The 17,050-nt window shown below is 56.5% G+C and carries 16 protein-coding genes; 14 read left to right on the forward strand and 2 right to left on the reverse strand.

The window, feature by feature from the left end:
- Positions 1–64 precede the first annotated feature (64 nt).
- The 6 genes from prmA (at position 65) to FD38_RS02300 (ending at position 5,600) form a co-directional block, all read left to right on the forward strand.
- On the forward strand, positions 65–1,015 hold the full coding sequence (gene prmA, locus FD38_RS02275; protein WP_057730773.1) for a 50S ribosomal protein L11 methyltransferase: 951 nt from the start codon (positions 65–67) through the stop codon (positions 1,013–1,015).
- A gap of 3 nt (positions 1,016–1,018) precedes the next feature.
- A complete protein-coding gene (locus FD38_RS02280) occupies positions 1,019–1,759 on the forward strand; it encodes an RsmE family RNA methyltransferase (protein WP_057730775.1) in 741 nt (246 codons plus the stop codon).
- Positions 1,760–1,838: 79 nt separating this feature from the next.
- Positions 1,839–2,186: a hypothetical protein gene (locus FD38_RS02285; protein WP_057730777.1), complete on the forward strand. Its 348-nt coding sequence runs from the start codon at positions 1,839–1,841 to the stop codon at positions 2,184–2,186.
- Between the two features lie 17 nt (positions 2,187–2,203).
- Positions 2,204–4,432 carry a RelA/SpoT family protein gene (locus FD38_RS02290; RefSeq protein WP_057730779.1) on the forward strand — a complete coding sequence of 743 codons (2,229 nt, stop codon included), beginning with the start codon at positions 2,204–2,206 and terminating at the stop codon, positions 4,430–4,432.
- Positions 4,433–4,449: 17 nt separating this feature from the next.
- Entirely contained in the window at positions 4,450–4,893 is a 444-nt protein-coding gene (dtd, locus tag FD38_RS02295) for a D-aminoacyl-tRNA deacylase (protein ID WP_057730781.1), read from the forward strand.
- Between the two features lie 59 nt (positions 4,894–4,952).
- Positions 4,953–5,600 carry an HAD-IA family hydrolase gene (locus FD38_RS02300; protein ID WP_057730784.1) on the forward strand — a complete coding sequence of 216 codons (648 nt, stop codon included), beginning with the start codon at positions 4,953–4,955 and terminating at the stop codon, positions 5,598–5,600.
- A gap of 91 nt (positions 5,601–5,691) precedes the next feature.
- On the opposite strand, the gene FD38_RS02305 is transcribed toward FD38_RS02300, so the two are convergent.
- Positions 5,692–6,534, reverse strand: a complete 843-nt coding sequence (locus tag FD38_RS02305) for a fructosamine kinase family protein (RefSeq protein ID WP_057730785.1) — start codon at positions 6,532–6,534, stop codon at positions 5,692–5,694.
- A gap of 19 nt (positions 6,535–6,553) precedes the next feature.
- On the reverse strand, positions 6,554–7,405 hold the full coding sequence (locus FD38_RS02310) for an N-acetylmuramoyl-L-alanine amidase family protein (RefSeq protein WP_057730786.1): 852 nt from the start codon (positions 7,403–7,405) through the stop codon (positions 6,554–6,556).
- Positions 7,406–7,763: 358 nt separating this feature from the next.
- On the opposite strand from FD38_RS02310, the gene hisS reads away from it, so the two are divergent.
- The 8 genes from hisS to FD38_RS02350 all read left to right on the forward strand — a co-directional run bounded on the left by hisS (position 7,764) and on the right by FD38_RS02350 (position 16,996).
- Positions 7,764–9,059, forward strand: coding sequence for a histidine--tRNA ligase (gene hisS, locus FD38_RS02315; protein ID WP_057730787.1), 1,296 nt, complete (start codon positions 7,764–7,766; stop codon positions 9,057–9,059).
- Positions 9,060–9,085: 26 nt separating this feature from the next.
- On the forward strand, positions 9,086–10,879 hold the full coding sequence (gene aspS, locus FD38_RS02320) for an aspartate--tRNA ligase (protein WP_057731042.1): 1,794 nt from the start codon (positions 9,086–9,088) through the stop codon (positions 10,877–10,879).
- A 306-nt stretch (positions 10,880–11,185) separates the two neighbouring features.
- Positions 11,186–11,719 (forward strand): peptide-methionine (S)-S-oxide reductase MsrA, encoded by a 534-nt coding sequence (gene msrA, locus FD38_RS02325; RefSeq protein WP_057731044.1) that lies wholly within the window; start codon positions 11,186–11,188, stop codon positions 11,717–11,719.
- Between the two features lie 99 nt (positions 11,720–11,818).
- Positions 11,819–12,694 carry a YitT family protein gene (locus FD38_RS02330; protein WP_057730788.1) on the forward strand — a complete coding sequence of 292 codons (876 nt, stop codon included), beginning with the start codon at positions 11,819–11,821 and terminating at the stop codon, positions 12,692–12,694.
- 133 nt (positions 12,695–12,827) lie between these two features.
- A complete protein-coding gene (locus tag FD38_RS02335) occupies positions 12,828–13,988 on the forward strand; it encodes a CDP-glycerol glycerophosphotransferase family protein (protein WP_057730790.1) in 1,161 nt (386 codons plus the stop codon).
- A gap of 21 nt (positions 13,989–14,009) precedes the next feature.
- Positions 14,010–14,819: an ABC transporter permease gene (locus FD38_RS02340; RefSeq protein ID WP_057730791.1), complete on the forward strand. Its 810-nt coding sequence runs from the start codon at positions 14,010–14,012 to the stop codon at positions 14,817–14,819.
- Between the two features lie 18 nt (positions 14,820–14,837).
- A complete protein-coding gene (locus tag FD38_RS02345; RefSeq protein ID WP_057730793.1) occupies positions 14,838–16,067 on the forward strand; it encodes a CDP-glycerol glycerophosphotransferase family protein in 1,230 nt (409 codons plus the stop codon).
- Positions 16,064–16,996 (forward strand): deoxyribonuclease IV, encoded by a 933-nt coding sequence (locus FD38_RS02350; RefSeq protein WP_057730794.1) that lies wholly within the window; start codon positions 16,064–16,066, stop codon positions 16,994–16,996. Before FD38_RS02345 ends, FD38_RS02350 begins: the two co-directional genes overlap by 4 nt.
- Positions 16,997–17,050 lie beyond the last annotated feature (54 nt).

Here is a 17,050-nt window from a genome sequence, read left to right on the forward strand (position 1 = left end):
TGGGAAGCCGGCGACAACGTTACATTGTCGCTGGCTTTTTTCAGTTTAAGGAGGAAATTTTACGATGCAATGGACAGAAGTGAGCGTCATTACCACCAACGAAGCGGTGGAAGCCGTCAGCAACATCCTACAAGAGGCGGGGGCCAGCGGCGTTAAGATCGACGACGCGGCCGATTACGAACACCTGAAGCCGGGCAAATACGGTGAAATCGTGGACCTGAAAACGATCCCACACCGGACCAGTGGGGCGGAGATTACCGCCTACTATCCGGAAACCGTCTTTATCCCCGAGATCTTGCCGACCATTAAGCAGCGGGTCAGTGGGCTGAGCCAATTCGGCTTGGACCCGTCGCCGGCCACGGTCACCTCGCAGGCGGTCGCTGATGAAAGTTGGGCTACGGCCTGGCAGAAATACTACCATCCGGTCCGGGTCACCCGCTATCTGACGGTGACGCCCAGCTGGGAAAACTACCAACCGGTACAGGCCGACGAACACGTGATTCGTTTGGATCCGGGGATGGCCTTCGGGACCGGGACACACCCGACCACGGTCTTATCGTTGACCGAACTGGAAATGGTGGTTCGCGGTGGCGAGAGCATGTACGACGTGGGGACCGGTTCCGGTGTCCTGAGCATCGCGGCTAAGTATCTGGGGGTCGATCAAATCAAGGCTTTTGACCTCGACGACGTGGCGGTCCGGTCGGCGAAGACCAACCTGGATCTCAACCCCATCGCCCAAGACGTGGTGGCCGCACCGAACGATCTGTTGAACGGGATTCACCAACCGGTCGATTTAGTGGTGGCCAACATTTTAGCGGAAATCATCGTGCCGCTGGTACCGCAAGCCTGGGAGAACCTCCAACCCGGGGGCCACTTCCTAACGTCGGGCATCATCGCCGACAAATTAGACACGGTGGTTGCCGCCCAAGAAAAGCAGGGCTTCATCATCGATAACGTCTTACAGATGAAGGATTGGCGCGGCGTCATTGCCCACAAGCCCACGGAGGACGAATAAGCCATGCAACGATATTTCTTAGACGTCACCGGGCAAGACGGCCAAACGGTGACCCTGCCGGAAACCGTCACGCACCACTGGGTCACGGTGTTACGCGCGCAGGTCGGGGACACGGCCGAGTTCGTGGATCACACGGCACACCTGTTTCACGGTCAGCTGCTGGCCGTAACCGACCGGCAAGCCACGGTGCAACTCACGGCCGTGGCCACGCCCGCCGTGGAGCTCCCGGTCCATACGGTGATTGCCTGTGGCTTACCAAAACAGGAAAAAGCGGAATGGATCACCCAGAAGGCCACCGAAATGGGCGTCGATCAGATCATCTTCTACGCGGGAGATTGGTCGGTCGCCAAGTGGCAGGGCAACAAGGTCGCTAAAAAGTTGGCCCGGTTGACTAAGGTGGCAAACGGGGCGGCCGAACAGTCGCACCGGTTAGTGCGGCCCACGGTCAGTTACCTGCCTAACTTAGCGGCGGTCTTAAAGACCTCGAACGACTGTCCGTTACTGGCCTACGAGGAATCCGCCAAGCAGGGCGAACACAGTGCGTTAACACAGCGATTAACGGCCATGACGCCCGGACAGACGGTTTTGGCCATCTTCGGGCCCGAGGGCGGCATCAGTCCGGCCGAGGTCCAGACCGCCCAGGCGGCTGGGGCCACATTGGTGGGGTTGGGGCCCCGCATTTTACGGACCGAAACGGCACCGTTGTACTTTTTGGCAGCCGCATCGACCCTTTGGGAGTTGTAACCCGCGCGGAGCAGATGAAATCCCCGTGAAAACATGCTAAAATGGTTGCAATCATAAAGAGAGTAAAGGTGAAGGTTGGATGGCATTTTTGGAAAAGATGGGTTGGCGCTACTGGCTCACGGGGCTGATCATGGGCATCGTGTTGCCGGCACTGGCGACCCTGCTGAATATTAGTACGGTCATGCGGTTTGGGGGCCTGCTGTTAGTGATTAACGGGGGCGTCGCCATTGCCGTGGGCCGGTTGGTCGCGTTAAAGGCGCGGCCAATGTGGCTGTTATTAGTGCTCCCCGCGTTGTACTTAGTGGGGGCGTACGGCTTTTTACCCGCGTATACGCGGTACTTTGCGTTAGTCTACCTGTGTGTGTCCTATCTGGCGTACGGCTTGACAGCAACCACGCAAACAACACAATCAGAATCTAAAAATTAAGGGTGGTGGCGTCCAATATGACCAAAGAACGTGTCTGGACGGCTGAAGAAGTAATTGCCAGAGTCGGTAAATATATGAACGCGCAACACGTCGAAATGGTGGTCAAGGCCTGTCATTTCGCGACGGTCGCGCACCGCGATCAAACGCGGCAATCTGGCGAACCCTACATTATGCACCCGATTCAGGTGGCCGGCATTTTGGCCGACCTCAATATGGATCCCGAAACCGTTTCGGCGGGGTTTTTGCACGATATCGTGGAAGACACGGGGGTGACGCTAAGTGATGTCCAAGAACTGTTCGGGGACGACGTGGCGCTCATCGTGGATGGGGTCACTAAGTTAGGGAAAATCAAATACAAATCTAATAAAGAACAGTTAGCGGAAAATCACCGGAAGCTTTTATTAGCCATGTCCAAGGACATTCGGGTCATGATTGTGAAGTTAGCCGATCGCCTGCACAACATGCGGACCTTACAGCACTTACGGCCGGACAAGCAACGGCGCATCGCCAATGAAACGTTGGAAATCTACGCGCCGTTAGCCGACCGGTTGGGGATCAGTACCATCAAGTGGGAACTGGAAGACATTTCGCTGCGGTATTTGAACCCCCAACAGTATTACCGGATCGTCCACCTGATGAATTCACGGCGCGATCAACGGGAACAGTACATTGCGGCGGCCATCAAGGTCATCCAAAGTTCCATCAAGGACTTGCATCTACACCCCGAAATCTACGGCCGGCCGAAGCACATCTACTCGGTCTACCGGAAGATGAAGGACCAACACAAGCAATTTAGTCAAATTTACGACCTGTTGGCCATTCGGGTCATCGTGGATACCATTAAGGACTGTTACGCGGTCTTAGGCGCCATTCATTCACAGTGGAAGCCAATGCCCGGGCGGTTCAAAGACTACATCGCGATGCCGAAAGCCAACATGTACCAATCCCTGCACACCACGGTGATTGGTCCCGAGGGCAAGCCGTTGGAGGTGCAGATTCGGACCAAGGAAATGCACGCCGTGGCTGAATACGGGGTCGCGGCCCACTGGGCGTACAAGGAAGGCGTCAAGGACAAGGTTCAGGCCACCAATACCGGTGAAAAATTGAACCTCTTCAAGCACATCATTGAACTGCAAGAAGACACCGACGATGCCGCCGACTTCATGGACAGCGTCAAGGGGGAACTTTTTGGCGACCACGTTTACGCATTTACGCCTAAGGGCGACGTCCTCGAACTGCCTAAGGGGGCTGGGCCGTTGGATATGGCCTACGCCATCCACACGGAGGTCGGCCACCACACCACCGGAGCCACCATCAACGGGAAAATCGTGCCATTGAACTATGAAATCAAGAACGGGGACATCGTCGATATCCGGACGTCCAGTAGTTCGGCCGGCCCGAGTCGTGACTGGTTAAAGCTGGTCTCGACGCGGCGGGCGCGCAACAAGATCAAGCAGTTCTTCCGGCTTCGCGACCGGGAACAAAACATCACCCAGGGGCAAGAAATGGTGGAGCGCTTGATTCGCGATGCCGGTTACGACCCGAAGGCCATCATGACCAAGGAAAACGTCGACAAGGTCACGGCCAAGTTGCACTACCAACACGTCGATGATTTGTTGGCGGCCATCGGGTTTGGGGACCTCCAACCCCAAGGCGTGGTCAACCGCTTGACCGACGACGTGCGGCAGGCCGCCGAAGACAAGCGGCGCCGGCAAGAGGAACGCGAGATCTTGGAGGAACACCAATCCATCAAGAACGATTCCGACACCGATAAGAAGGACCGCAAGAAGCAACCCGACGGCGTGGTCATCGAGGGTGTCGACAATCTCCTGGTCCGGTTGAGCCACTGTTGCGCACCGGTGCCCGGTGACCAGATCACCGGCTACATCACCAAGGGCCGCGGGGTGTCCGTCCACCGGGTAGATTGCCCGAACGTGCGGCACGCCGAGGAAAGTGGCGAACGGATCGTCCCAGTGCGCTGGGGTGACGAGCACGGCGACCGAACCAACTATCACGCCGATATCGAGGTCCAAGGCTACAACCGCAACGGGCTGTTGAACGACGTGTTGCGGACGATTAATAATTCGACGAAGGACTTAACGTCCATTAACGGAAAGGTCGACCACAACAAGATGGTCATCATTTCGGTGAGCCTGGGTATTCGTAACCGCTGGGAACTGCAACGAATCGTGGACAACATCAAGAACATTCCCGACGTTTACGTGGTCAAGCGGCCGTTCCGCTAGAAAGGAAGTTAACGCATATGCGTGTTTTGTTACAACGGGTCCAGCAGGCCAGCGTCGTCATTGACAAACGGGTCGTGGGCGCCATTGCGCAGGGCTACTGCCTATTGGTGGCGGCCGAAGATAGCGACACCAGTGAACAGGTCGATTACTTGGTCCACAAGATCAGTCACCTGCGGGTCTTTAGCGATGAGGCCGGTAAGATGAACTTGAGCATTGCCGACGTGGGGGGCAGTATCTTGTCCGTGTCGCAGTTCACCCTGTACGCCAACACCAAGAAGGGTAACCGGCCGAGCTTCGTGGCGGCCGGCGATCCCGCTCACGCGCGGGCATTGTATGAGGAGTTCAACCAAAAACTAGCGGCGACGGGCATCCCGGTGGAGACCGGTGAATTCGGCGCCGACATGCACGTGGCGCTGATCAACGACGGGCCGTGCACGATTTGGTTCGATACCGACGATTAAATTGAGAAAACGAAGGAGTCGGGATCGGTTTCCCGGCTCTTTTTTAGGAGGACGATGGGATGCGTTATCAGCAATTATTTTGGGATTTTGACGGCACGTTAGTCGACACCTACCCGGGGATGGTGGCGGCCTTTGCCACGGCGCTGACCCAGTTGGGCGTCAACGACTTTGAAATCGACCAGTCGGCCATCTATAAGGCCATGCGCCAACACAGTTTGGGCACGGCCCTGCAACAGTTTAGCGCCGAATACACGCTGAACCGCGACAGTTTAAATGACCGGTACCAACGGTTGGCGGCGCCTAAATTAGATCAGGCGGTGGCCTTCGCCGGGGCGGCCGAACTTCTCGCTACCGTGACCAGCGCGGGTGGCCGTAACTTTCTTTTGACGCACCGGGATGCCCGGGCATTAGACCGGTTAGCGGCGCTGGGACTGAAGGGCTACTTCAGTGGGGCCATAACGGCCGCGGACGATTATCCGCGTAAACCGGATCCCGCCAGCCTGAACGCCCTGTGTCGGCAGTACCAAGTGGACCCGCACACCGCCATCATGATTGGCGACCGGAACTTGGACGTCCAGGCGGGCCACCGAGCGGGGATGGCCGGCGCGTTGTTCGACCCGGAACACCTGATCGTCGAGGAGAGTCAACCGGAAGTCCGGGTGACCCGCTTAGCCGAGTTACAAGACTGGTTGACCAGTGAAGATTAATCACAAAAAACGCGTTGAACGAGTACTCCTAGGGTTTAGGAGCAATCGTTCAACGCGTTTTTGCTGAGTTGGGTTAAGGGTGGTTAAGTGGTCAGCCCCGGGCGAGCAGGTCGTCGACGGCCCCGCCGTAGGTCTCCCCGAAAAGGTTCAGGTGGGCTAACAGGTAATAAAGCTGATAGTGGGGCAAGCGCTGTGCGTAACCGGCCGTTAACGGATAGGCCGCGTTGTAGCCCTTGTAGAAGTCCTGGGTAAACCCACCGAAGATGGTGGTCATGGCCAGGTCGAACTCGCGGTCCCCGTAGAGGGTGTCCGGGTCGATCAGCGTCGGGGTGCCGTCAGCGGTGAACAGGTAGTTGCCCGCCCACAGATCGCCGTGTAATAGTGACGGGGTGATCTGGCGGCCGCGGTTCTCGGCTACGATGTGTTGGCGGACCCGGGCGTAACCGGTCGCCCGTTGGTCATTCCAGAGACCGTGTTGTTGGGCGCGCTGGACCAGTGGGTCGAGTCGTTGCTGCAGGTAAAAGGTGGTCCAATCGCTTTGCCAGTGGTTGTTTTTGGGTAATTTGGCCACCAGGTTATCCTGGTCAAAACCGAACTGTGGTGCGGTCACCCGGTGGACCCGGGCGACGGCCTGGCCCAGGTCATATTGACTGCCGTGACCGGTCGCGAGAAATTCTAATAACAGGTAGGCGTCGCCAGCGATGTTGCCGGTCCCAAACACCTCCGGAACGTTGACGGCCTGACTGAGGGCCCGTAAGCCGGCGACCTCGTGGCTGTAAAAACTGGCCGGGGTCTGCGGTTGCACCAATAAGAAGTAGGGCCCCTCGTCAGTTTCTAGACGGTAGGCCTGATTGATATCGCCACCGGAGACTGGCGTGGCGGTCGTGACTGGGGGAATGGGTAACTGCGCCAGCCAAGTTGTTGATAATGCCATTAAAATCGCGCTTCTTTCGTTAATGTTGCGTCTTAAAATATTGGGATAAGCCCTTGACCACCCGGTTAGCCACGGCCTGTTGGTACCCGGCGCTACGAATGTCGTTGAAATCCTTCTTGGTGTTGATGTAGCCCATTTCGAGTAGTAAGGCGGGGCGACTATTGTCCCGAATGACCTCGAAGTTACCGAAACGAATTCCCCGGTTGGTCAAGGGCAGGTCGTTCATCTCCCCGTTGACGGCCTGGGCCAAGGCGTAGGAGGACTTACGGTGGTAATAGTAGGTCGTGGCCCCCGAAGCCAGGTTGTCCGTGGGGGAGGAATCAAAGTGAAAACTGATAAAGGCGTCGGCCTGGTGGTCATTGGCGAGTGCCGGACGATCGGCCAGGCTGACGGTCTTATCAGTTGATCGGGTCATGATCACGTGGGTTCCTTTGGCGCGTAACGCCTTGGCTACGCGCTGGGCTAACGCTAAGGTGTAGGTCTTTTCGTCGTGTTTCTGATCGATGGACAGGGCACCGGAGTCGCTGCCCCCGTGGCCCGGATCCAGCACGATGGTGGCTTCCGCCAGGTTCGTCGCCGTCTTGAGGTTGCCGGGATGGTCCACTAACCAACTGGCGACCCAACCAAAGTGGTTTTGACTGTCCCGCACGTGGTACCAGTTGTCCTTCTCGCCTAAGATGGTCAGGCGACTGTTCTTTTTGACCTTGTGGGTCGCGGTGTAATTCAGCCCCGGGCCCTGCCGTAAGTTCAGATTGCTAACGGTCGCGGTAACGGCATTGCGTTGCGTGAAGGTCCAAAGTAGACTTCCGGCGATCAACAGGATGATGAGGCCGGCAACGAGACCGGTCCAGTTCTTGGGTTTAAGCTGCATGGGCGTTACTCCTTGTGTCAAATTGGGTCAATTATACCACGTTAGTAGACCCCGGAGAACTTCCGGGCGAGTCCTTGACTTTTACGGGGCGATTCAGTATTCTAAAGAAGACTATTATATAGAAGCCGATGAGAAAGAATAGTAGCTAAATACCCGTTTTTAGAGAGGTCGCGTGGCTGGGAGCGGCTAACTCGGTATTGGCGAAGACACTTTTGAGGCTAATGGCGGTCATCGTCATTCGTTTGCAACGTTATCCTGCTGAGAAAAAATAAAAGGTGGTACCGTGCATACCTGCGCCCTTGTCAATTTGACAGGGGCGTTTTTTATTTTGCAGCGGTAGAGGAAGGGAAGACTGTTTATGCGCTACCAACGACCTAAAGGCACGGCGGACATCTTACCAGGCACGTCTGAGACCTGGCAGTTCGTGGAACAAACGGCGCGGGACTTATTTGCCCGTTACCGGTTCGACGAAATCCGCACGCCGATGTTTGAAAACTTCGAGGTATTCTCCCGCACATCTGGGGATACTTCCGATATTGTGACCAAGGAAATGTACGACTTCAAGGATAAGGGCGATCGGCACCTCTCCTTGCGGCCAGAAGGCACGGCCGGAGTAGTTCGGGCCTTCGTCGAAAACAAGTTGTACGGTCCGGAAACGCAAAAGCCGTACAAGGTCTACTACATGGGCCCGATGTTCCGGTACGAACGGCCCCAATCCGGCCGGCAACGGGAATTTCACCAGATCGGGGTGGAAGCCTTCGGCAGTAATGCGCCCGAATTAGACGTCGAAGTCATTGCGCTGGGGATGAACCTGCTGAGCAAGTTAGGCTTAAAGCACCTGCGGTTAGCCCTCAACACGTTGGGCGACCAAGAGACGCGAGCGGCTTACCGACAAGCGCTGATCGACTTTTTGGAACCGCACTTTGACGAATTAAGTGACGATTCCAAGGTCCGGTTACACAAGAACCCGCTGCGGGTCTTAGATAGTAAGGACGCCCACGACCAAGAAATCGTGGCCAACGCACCGTCGATTCTCGACTTCTTGACGCCCGACGCCACGACCCACTTTAACCAGGTCAAGGCCAGCTTAGACGCCTTAGGGATTGATTATGACGTCGATGCCACCATGGTGCGGGGGTTGGATTACTACAACCACACGATTTTCGAGATCATGGCCGATTCACCGGCACTGGGTGAAGGCTACACCACGGTCTTGGCCGGAGGGCGTTACAACGGCCTGGTCGAAGAACTCGGCGGTCCCGAAATGCCCGGTGTGGGCTTCGGCATGGGCGTGGAACGGTTGGTCCTGTTGATGCAGGCCGAACAAGTTCCCGTGCCGAACGATCACCCGTTAGACGTTTACGTCGTGGGCATCGGGGACGACACCTCAATTGAAACGCTTAAGCTGGTTCAGGCCATCCGCCGTGCCGGTTTAACGGCCGACCGCGACTACCTGGGGCGCAAACCGAAGGCCCAGTTCAAGACGGCTAACCGCCTAGACGCCCACTACACGTTGACCATTGGGGACCAGGAACTGGCAAACCAAACGGCCAACCTGAAGGCCATGGCAACGGGAGAAGAAGTCAGTGTCCCGTTAGCCGACATTTATCAAGATTTCCAAGCTGTGGTGGCCCAAAAGTTCACCACGAAATAAGAGGGGATAGTTAGATGGAAAAGAATTTGAAACGCACCACGTACGCCGGCTTAGTCGACGAACAATATCTCGACCAAACCGTCGTGTTAAAGGGTTGGGTGCAAAAGCGCCGGAACCTCGGGGGCTTGATCTTCGTTGATCTGCGGGACCGCGAAGGACTAGTTCAATTAGTCTTCAGTGAAGAATACGGCAAAGACGCCTTGGCTGTGGCGGAACAACTCCGGAGCGAATACGTCATTGAGATCCAAGGGAAGGTCGTCGCGCGGGTCGCTAAGGAAATCAACCCCGACATGCGGACCGGGAAGGTCGAAGTCCGGGTCACGGGCATCAACCTGTTGAACAAGGCTAAGACGCCACCGTTCGACATCAAGGATGGGATCACGGCTTCCGACGACCTGCGGTTACAGTACCGCTACCTCGACTTACGCCGGCCAGAAATGCAACAAGGTATCATGTTGCGTAACCGGATCATCCAATCCGTGCACAGCTACTTTGACAACAACGGCTTCGTCGATATCGAAACGCCGGATCTGACCAAGTCTACGCCGGAAGGGGCCCGCGATTACCTGGTGCCTTCACGGATCTACCACGGCCACTTCTACGCGTTACCGCAGTCGCCGCAACTGTTCAAGCAGTTACTGATGGGCGCCGGGTTCGACCGGTACTACCAAATCGCACGTTGTTTCCGGGATGAAGACTTGCGGGGCGACCGGCAACCAGAATTCACCCAGATCGACTTGGAAACGTCCTTCTTGACGGCCGAAGAGATCCAAGACATTACCGAAGGCTTAATCGCTAAGGTCATGAAGGATACCTTAAACGTCGACGTGCCGTTACCGTTCCCTCGCATGGACTGGGACGACTCCATGGCCCGTTTCGGGACCGACCAACCAGACGTGCGGTTTGGTATGGAATTAAAGGACTTGTCGGCGATTATGAAGGATACCGACTTCAAGGTCTTCTCCGGTGCCGTGGCGAACGGCGGGCAAGTCAAGGCCATCGCCGTACCAGGTGGGGCCGACCTGTACAGCCGTAAGGACCTCGACAAGTACGCCAAGTACATCGAACGCTTCGGGGCTAAGGGCTTAGCCTGGATGAAGGTCACCGACGACGGCTTTAGCGGACCAATCGCCAAGTTCTTCAAGGAAGGCGACTATTTCGACCAGATCACCAAGGCCACTGGCGCCAAGACCGGCGACCTGTTGCTGTTCGCGGCCGACTCCAAGCGCGTAGTGGCCCAGACGTTGGGTTACCTGCGGGTGGCCATCGCTAAGGAACAGGACATGATCGACCAGAACAAGTGGGCCTTCTTATGGATCGTTAACTGGCCACTGTTCGATTACGACGTGGACTTGAAGCGGTGGGTTCCCGCCCATCACCCGTTCACCATGCCAGCCGAAGGCGATGCGCACTACTTGAACGACGGCGAAGACCCACACAAGGCCTACGCCCAGAGTTACGACATCATCTTAAACGGGTTGGAACTCGGGGGCGGCTCCATCCGGATTCACACCCGCGAGTTACAGATGAAGATGCTCAAGGCCTTGGGCTTCACGCCAGAACGGGCCGAAAAGCAATTTGGCTTCCTGTTGAAGGCCTTAGATTACGGGTTCCCGCCTCACGGTGGTCTGGCCATCGGGCTCGACCGGTTTGCCCGCTTGTTAGCTAAGCGCGACAACATTCGTGACGTGATCGCCTTCCCGAAGAACTCGAAGGCCACGGAACCGATGACCCAAGCCCCAAGTACCGTTGCCCAAAAGCAACTGGACGACTTGGACTTAGCGGTCACCGAACTCGACGACGATCCGGCCCAGAAATAGGCGCGGCGTTTTCAAATAAAATAGTGTTTTGGAGTCTGGGACAAGGGTCTCAGGCTCTTTTCGTCTCCGAATATCTAGTGTCGAAACGTGCGCCAAAAGGCAGCTGGTTCCGCTTAACCCCGTAAACCAGCTAATCCAAACCCAGGATTATCCGCCTTACGAACCGTCGTTCATGCTCACCAGCTAACCGCCTTTTGGCCCACTCTTTGATGCAAGGGCCTTGAAGTTGCGAGCCAAAAGTCGTTTAATTAAAATTAAATGAGAATTACGGGGCGCCAAGCGTGGCGCCAGAAAGTGGGGATGTTGATGACTTTAGAGACCGCAACGTTTGCTGGTGGCTGTTTTTGGTGCATGGTGCAACCATTTGAAGAGCACCCAGGAATTCAGAAGGTTTTATCGGGCTACACCGGCGGGACCGTGCCGAACCCGACCTATGAGCAGGTTAAAGCGCACACGACGGGCCATACCGAGGCCGTGAAAATTTGGTTCGACCCGGCGGTGGTCAGTTACGCGCAGCTAGTCGAGTTGTACTGGCAACAGACCGACCCTACCGATGCGGGCGGGCAGTTTCAGGACCGCGGGGACAATTACCGGCCGGTGATCTTTGTGGCCGATGCCACCCAGCGCAAGATTGCCGAAGCTTCGAAGCAAGCCTTGCAAGCCAGAGAACAGTTTGACCGGCCCATCGTCACGCAGATTCAACCCGTCCAGCCGTTTTATTCGGCCGAAGAGCGCCACCAACAGTTCTATAAGAAGAACCCGCGGCGCATGGCGGAACAGGAAGCCGGCGGGCGGGCTGCTTTCGTGGCGCAACATTGGACTAAGGAAACTAATCATTAGAACTCCCGAAAAGATGGCCATTTCCATGGTCGCTGCGGCCGATAAATGCTATACTAAGCGAGCGCTATAGCAATGAAAAGTGAGGTCAATTTTTAAATCATGGATGATGTGCAGCAGCTTTTTAAACGGCATACCTATACCGCCAAGTTTTCCGTGGCCTTTTTCTACGGGGTCTTAGTGTCCATCGCGGTGAACTTCTTCTGGACGCCCGGACACATTTACTCGTCTGGGGCCACCGGGTTGGCACAGCTGATTAACACGTTAACGGGACGCTACGCCCCGTTTCAAATCACAACGGCCCTGGGGCTGTTTCTGATCAACGTTCCGCTGTTCGTCCTGGCCTGGAAGCAAATTGGGAAATCCTTTACCGTCTTTACCTTTATCTGTGTATTGTTTGCATCGATCATGATCCGGGTGATCCAACCCGTGCATTTGACCACCGATCCGATCATCTGTGCGATCTTTGGGGGCGCGGTCAACGGGTACGGGACCGGGTTTGCGTTGAAGAACAGTATCTCGACCGGGGGCTTAGACATCATCGGCATCGTGGTGCGGCGCAAGACCGGCCGGAGCATGGGGTCGATCAACATGGCCTTCAACAGCCTGATCGTCATCAGTGCCGGTTTCGTTTACGGGTGGCCGTACGCGTTTTATTCCGCGTTAGGGCTCTTCGTGAACGCTAAGGTCATCGACATGACGTTCACCCGCCAGCAGCGGATGCAGGTCATGGTGATCACCAACCGGCCCAAGACCGTGATCGACAGTATCCAAAACCACATGCGTCGGGGCATTACCATCGTCCACGGGGCCGAGGGCGCGTACCATCACGACGAAAAGACGATTCTGTTCACCGTGATCACGCGCTACGAAATGGACGCCTTAGAGGTGGCCATGAACGAGGCCGATCCCAAGGCCTTCGTGAGCATCTCCGATACCGTCAAGGTGCTGGGGCACTTCTACGAACCCAAGTGGTGAAGCGACAGCGAGACCGGCAACGGCTCGCTGTTTTTTCGAGGTTTCTTAAAGCTTCCTAAATTTCTCTGGGTTCTGAAGGGGAATGTGGTATAATTTTCGATGTTGTGGGCTGTAAAAACAAGACAGATTGGTGATGAACGTGAAAGAAATCTATCTCTGGTTAGTCCGTCTGATGTCGCGGCTGTGCGGCCATCGGCGTTTGACCGACGTGGTGTACCTGATGAGCTTTGGGGACAATCTGCCCTTCATTCGAGCAGTGGCCCAAGCGCTGCGGCCCACCCAGCGGCTGACCGTATTTTACCGACCGCAGCAAGCCGCTGCGGCCGCTCAGCTCGCGCAACAAGGGATTGACGTCGTGCCGTTTCGGGATGATCTTCGGTTTGTGGCAACCGGGATTCCCCGAATCATGCGCGCACAGATCCTGTATTGCGACAACTACTACGCCTTTCTGGGCGGTTTAGCGCACCCTCGAGGCATGCGGATCGTCCAGCTCTGGCACGCGGCCGGGGCCATCAAGGCCTTCGGGTGGGATGATCCCACCACGGCCCAACGGTCGGCCAGTGACCAACGGCGGTTTCAGGCCGTCTACGATCACTTCGACGAGTACGTGGTCGGGGCTCCGGCGATGGGCGACGTGTTTGCCCACGCTTATCGGGTTCCCGTAAGTCGCATGCAACTCTTAGGGTACCCGCGTTCGGATCGGTTACGAAACGCGGATTGGGTGACCCAAACGCGGGCCAAGGTCGCGCGGTTAGCGCCGGCATTGACCGGTCACCGGGTGATCTTATACGCGCCGACCTACCGCGAGGGCGTGACTTTCACGCCGCCTAAGGGCCTAGCCGAAGCGTTAACGGCCGACCCGACTGCGCGCGTGGTGGTCAAGCTCCACCCCGTCTTGGCCGAACAGGCCACGGCGTTGCAACGTCAGTTGGGCGACCAAGTTGTGGTGGCCCAACAACTGAGTACCACGGAATTGCTGACGGTGACGGAAACGTTGGTGACGGACTATTCGTCGGTCGCCTTCGATTACAGTCTGTTGCCCAACGCACACAGTTTATTGTTCTACCTGTTTGATCTGCCGACCTATCAACAAGAACCCGGGTTGCAGGCGGACTTTTTGGACTGGCTGCCCGATCGTGCCTTACGGGATAGCCAAGACTTGGCAGCGGCCATCGTGGCCGACCGGTCGACCGATTTGACCCAGTTCAATCAGCGGTGGAACACGTTTAACGACGGCTTGGCCACACAACGGGTCGTCGCACGTTATCACGGGACAACCGGGACTAACGATTAAAATTTAAAGGAGTGCAGTGCCTTGAAAGAGGTCATGACCTTATTCAAAGAACAGGTCTCAAGTCTGGGAATTATTTTCCGGATCTCCCGTTACGAAGATCAAGCGAGTTACCAAAGCCATTATTTAGGGCTGATGTGGGAGTACCTGTATCCATTGATTCAAATCGCCATTTATTGGTTAGTGTTCGGGGTTGGCTTGAAACACGGTCAACCGTTGAACGGCGTGAGTTATCTGCCGTGGATGGTGATTGGGATTTCACCGTGGTTCTTCATGAACCGCTCGACGCTAGATGCCTCGAAGAGTATCTACCAGCGTGTCAACATGGTCGCCAAGATGAAGTTTCCGGTCTCGGCGTTGCCCACGATTAAAGTGGTCAGCAACTTAAGTTCGTTTTGGACCATGATGGTATTCTCCATCTTTATCGGGTTACTCAACGGGGTCTACCCTAAGGTGGCCTGGTTCCAGTGGCTCTACTATTTCTTTGCCATGATCTGTTTGTTGGTGGCGTTAGGGATCTTTAATTCGTGTATCAGTGTGTTGGTGCGGGATTACCACATTCTGTTACAATCCGTGATGCGGATGTTGTTCTACGTGTCCGGCGTGCTGTTTAACTTTGTGACCCCGTCGTTCCCGGCACCGTTCGTGCACTTGTTGGAACTCAACCCGTACTACTACATCGTCAACGGTTTTCGGGAATCCTTCCTGGGGACCGGGTGGTTCTGGCAACACCCACTGTTGACCCTGGAATTCTGGGCGTTCGTGTTCTTTGTCCTGTTACTGGGTTCCCACCTGCACTACAAGTTCCGGTCACGGTTTGTGGATTTAATCTAATTGAAAGGAGCAACTCAAATGACGAACAGTCGACAACGCCTTGTCCAGTCATTGAAGCTGGTTGCTCGCTATGGGCTCATCGTGTTGAACGGTGGGCTTATTTGTTTACCAATCAAGCGACGACAAGTGCTATTTGAAAGTTTTAACGGTAAGGACGTCAACGATAACCCGGCGGCCATCTACCGGGCGTTGGTCCAAGCCGACCCCCGTTACCAAAAGACGGCCTACTTTAGCGTGAAGCCCAGCGAGTACGCCACTTTGCACCAGGCCTACCCGGAGATTCAGCTGGTCAAACGCTTCACGCCCCGGTGGGTCCGATTAATGGCTCGCGCCGAGTTTTGGGTCTTAAACTCCCGGTTGCCCAACTGGTGGCACGCTAACCGGCACACCACGACCATCCAGACCTGGCACGGCACGCCCCTCAAGAAGTTGGGGGCCGACATCGCCCACGTGGCGATGAAGGGGACCACGACCGCCAAGTACCATGCCGACTTCGTGACGGCGGCCAATCGTTGGGACTACCTGATTGCGCCCAACCAGTATTCGCAGGATATTTTTCGCCGGGCGTTTGGCTACCAGGGAAAGTTTTTGCCCATTGGTTATCCCCGTAACGATGTGCTGTATACGGCCAATCAGCCGGCCCAGGTGGCCGCCATTAAGCGCCGGCTACTGGGGGCGGTGACGGGACCGGTGGTGACCTACGCGCCGACCTGGCGAGACGACACCGCCGTGCGCCCCGGGGTCTACCAATTCGACCTGCCGTTTAAGTTAGCCGAGTTCTTTCGCCACGTGCCAGCGGACACCCACCTGGTGATTCGGCCCCACTATCTGGTGAAAGATCAGATCGACATTCGTGGCTACGAGGACCGGGTGACCATTCTGGCCGAGGCCGACATTGCCGAGATTTATCTCATCACCGATCTGCTGATCACGGACTATTCGTCGGTGATGTTTGATTTTGCCAACTTGCGGCGACCCCAGTTGTTTTTTGCGTACGACTTGGCGCACTACCGCGACCAGCTTCGGGGCTTTTACTTCGACTACACGGCCAAGGATTTACCGGGACCGCTCGTCACCGATGCCCCGGCGTTTTACGCGCAACTGACTGCCTGGTCGCAAGCCGGGGATTTCCCGGCTTACGCCCAACAACAAGCCGCCTTTTACCGGCGGTTCTGTGACTGGGAGACCGGGACGGCCAGCCAACAGGTCGCGCAGCTGATTATCACGGGAGAGGAGCAGACGAAATGACGGAATTATTGATTGGGTCTCACGTCAGTATGAAGGGCAAGGCCATGTTACTGGGTTCCGCACAGGAGGCGGCCCAAGACGGCGAGAACGTCTTCATGGTCTACACGGGGGCCCCGCAAAACACGCGGCGGAAACCCATCGCAGAATTGAACGCGGCGGCCGGTAAGGCCTTCATGGCCGCTCACGACCAGCGCGCCGTGGTGGTTCACGCGCCCTACGTGGTCAACCTGGGCAACACGAAGAAACCGGAAAACTTTGACTTTGCCGTGCAGTTTTTGACGGCCGAGGTCACCCGGGCGGCCGCAATCGGGGCTCACCAGATTGTGTTGCATCCGGGGGCTCACGTGGGGGCCGGCGCGCCAGCCGCCATTACCCAGATTGCCAAGGGGCTGGACCAGATTTTGGCCGCAACGCCGGATGCGCCCGTGCAGATTGCCCTGGAAACCATGGCGGGCAAGGGCACCGAAGTTGGCCGGACCTTCGAGGAACTGGCCAGTATCATGGCGCAAACGGCGCACAACGACCGTCTGTCGGTCTGCTTTGACACCTGTCATACCAGTGATGCCGGTTACGCCATCGCCGACGACTTCGACGGGGTGTTGCGGGAATTCGAGCAGGTCATTGGGCTCGACCGGCTTAAGGTGGTGCACTTGAACGATTCTAAGAATCCCCAAGGCAGTCACAAGGACCGGCACACCAACATCGGGTTCGGGACCCTGGGCTTTGACGCCCTCAACGCGGTGGCCCATCACCCGCTGCTGACGGCCGTACCGAAGATCATGGAGACGCCGCCGGTCGGTCCCGACCGCAAGACCGGCGCCGACCCACACGGCTACGAGGTCGCCATGCTCCAACATCAGCAATTTAATCCCGACTTGACGGCCGATGCGTTGGCGGGCCAGCCGGTCGATGCGTACTTAACGCGCTAAAACCACGGGTGACTTTCCGCCTGCGCCGACTAAAAAAATAAAAACGGCCCCACC

This window comes from Levilactobacillus zymae DSM 19395, from assembly GCF_001434115.1.
GTDB lineage: Bacteria > Bacillota > Bacilli > Lactobacillales > Lactobacillaceae > Levilactobacillus > Levilactobacillus zymae.

Bases quoted from the DNA above. Each gene is read 5' to 3' on its own strand.
- msrA (WP_057731044.1), top strand. From the start codon at position 11,186: ATGACTTTAGAGACCGCAACGTTTGCTGGTGGCTGTTTTTGGTGCATG.
- FD38_RS02280 (WP_057730775.1), top strand. From the start codon at position 1,019: ATGCAACGATATTTCTTAGACGTCACCGGGCAAGACGGCCAAACGGTG.
- FD38_RS02335 (WP_057730790.1), top strand. From the start codon at position 12,828: ATGAACGTGAAAGAAATCTATCTCTGGTTAGTCCGTCTGATGTCGCGG.
- prmA (WP_057730773.1), top strand. From the start codon at position 65: ATGCAATGGACAGAAGTGAGCGTCATTACCACCAACGAAGCGGTGGAA.
- FD38_RS02330 (WP_057730788.1), top strand. From the start codon at position 11,819: ATGGATGATGTGCAGCAGCTTTTTAAACGGCATACCTATACCGCCAAG.
- hisS (WP_057730787.1), top strand. From the start codon at position 7,764: ATGCGCTACCAACGACCTAAAGGCACGGCGGACATCTTACCAGGCACG.
- FD38_RS02305 (WP_057730785.1), bottom strand. From the start codon at position 6,534: ATGGCATTATCAACAACTTGGCTGGCGCAGTTACCCATTCCCCCAGTC.
- FD38_RS02290 (WP_057730779.1), top strand. From the start codon at position 2,204: ATGACCAAAGAACGTGTCTGGACGGCTGAAGAAGTAATTGCCAGAGTC.
- FD38_RS02345 (WP_057730793.1), top strand. From the start codon at position 14,838: ATGACGAACAGTCGACAACGCCTTGTCCAGTCATTGAAGCTGGTTGCT.
- FD38_RS02350 (WP_057730794.1), top strand. From the start codon at position 16,064: ATGACGGAATTATTGATTGGGTCTCACGTCAGTATGAAGGGCAAGGCC.
- FD38_RS02300 (WP_057730784.1), top strand. From the start codon at position 4,953: ATGCGTTATCAGCAATTATTTTGGGATTTTGACGGCACGTTAGTCGAC.
- FD38_RS02310 (WP_057730786.1), bottom strand. From the start codon at position 7,405: ATGCAGCTTAAACCCAAGAACTGGACCGGTCTCGTTGCCGGCCTCATC.
- FD38_RS02285 (WP_057730777.1), top strand. From the start codon at position 1,839: ATGGCATTTTTGGAAAAGATGGGTTGGCGCTACTGGCTCACGGGGCTG.
- dtd (WP_057730781.1), top strand. From the start codon at position 4,450: ATGCGTGTTTTGTTACAACGGGTCCAGCAGGCCAGCGTCGTCATTGAC.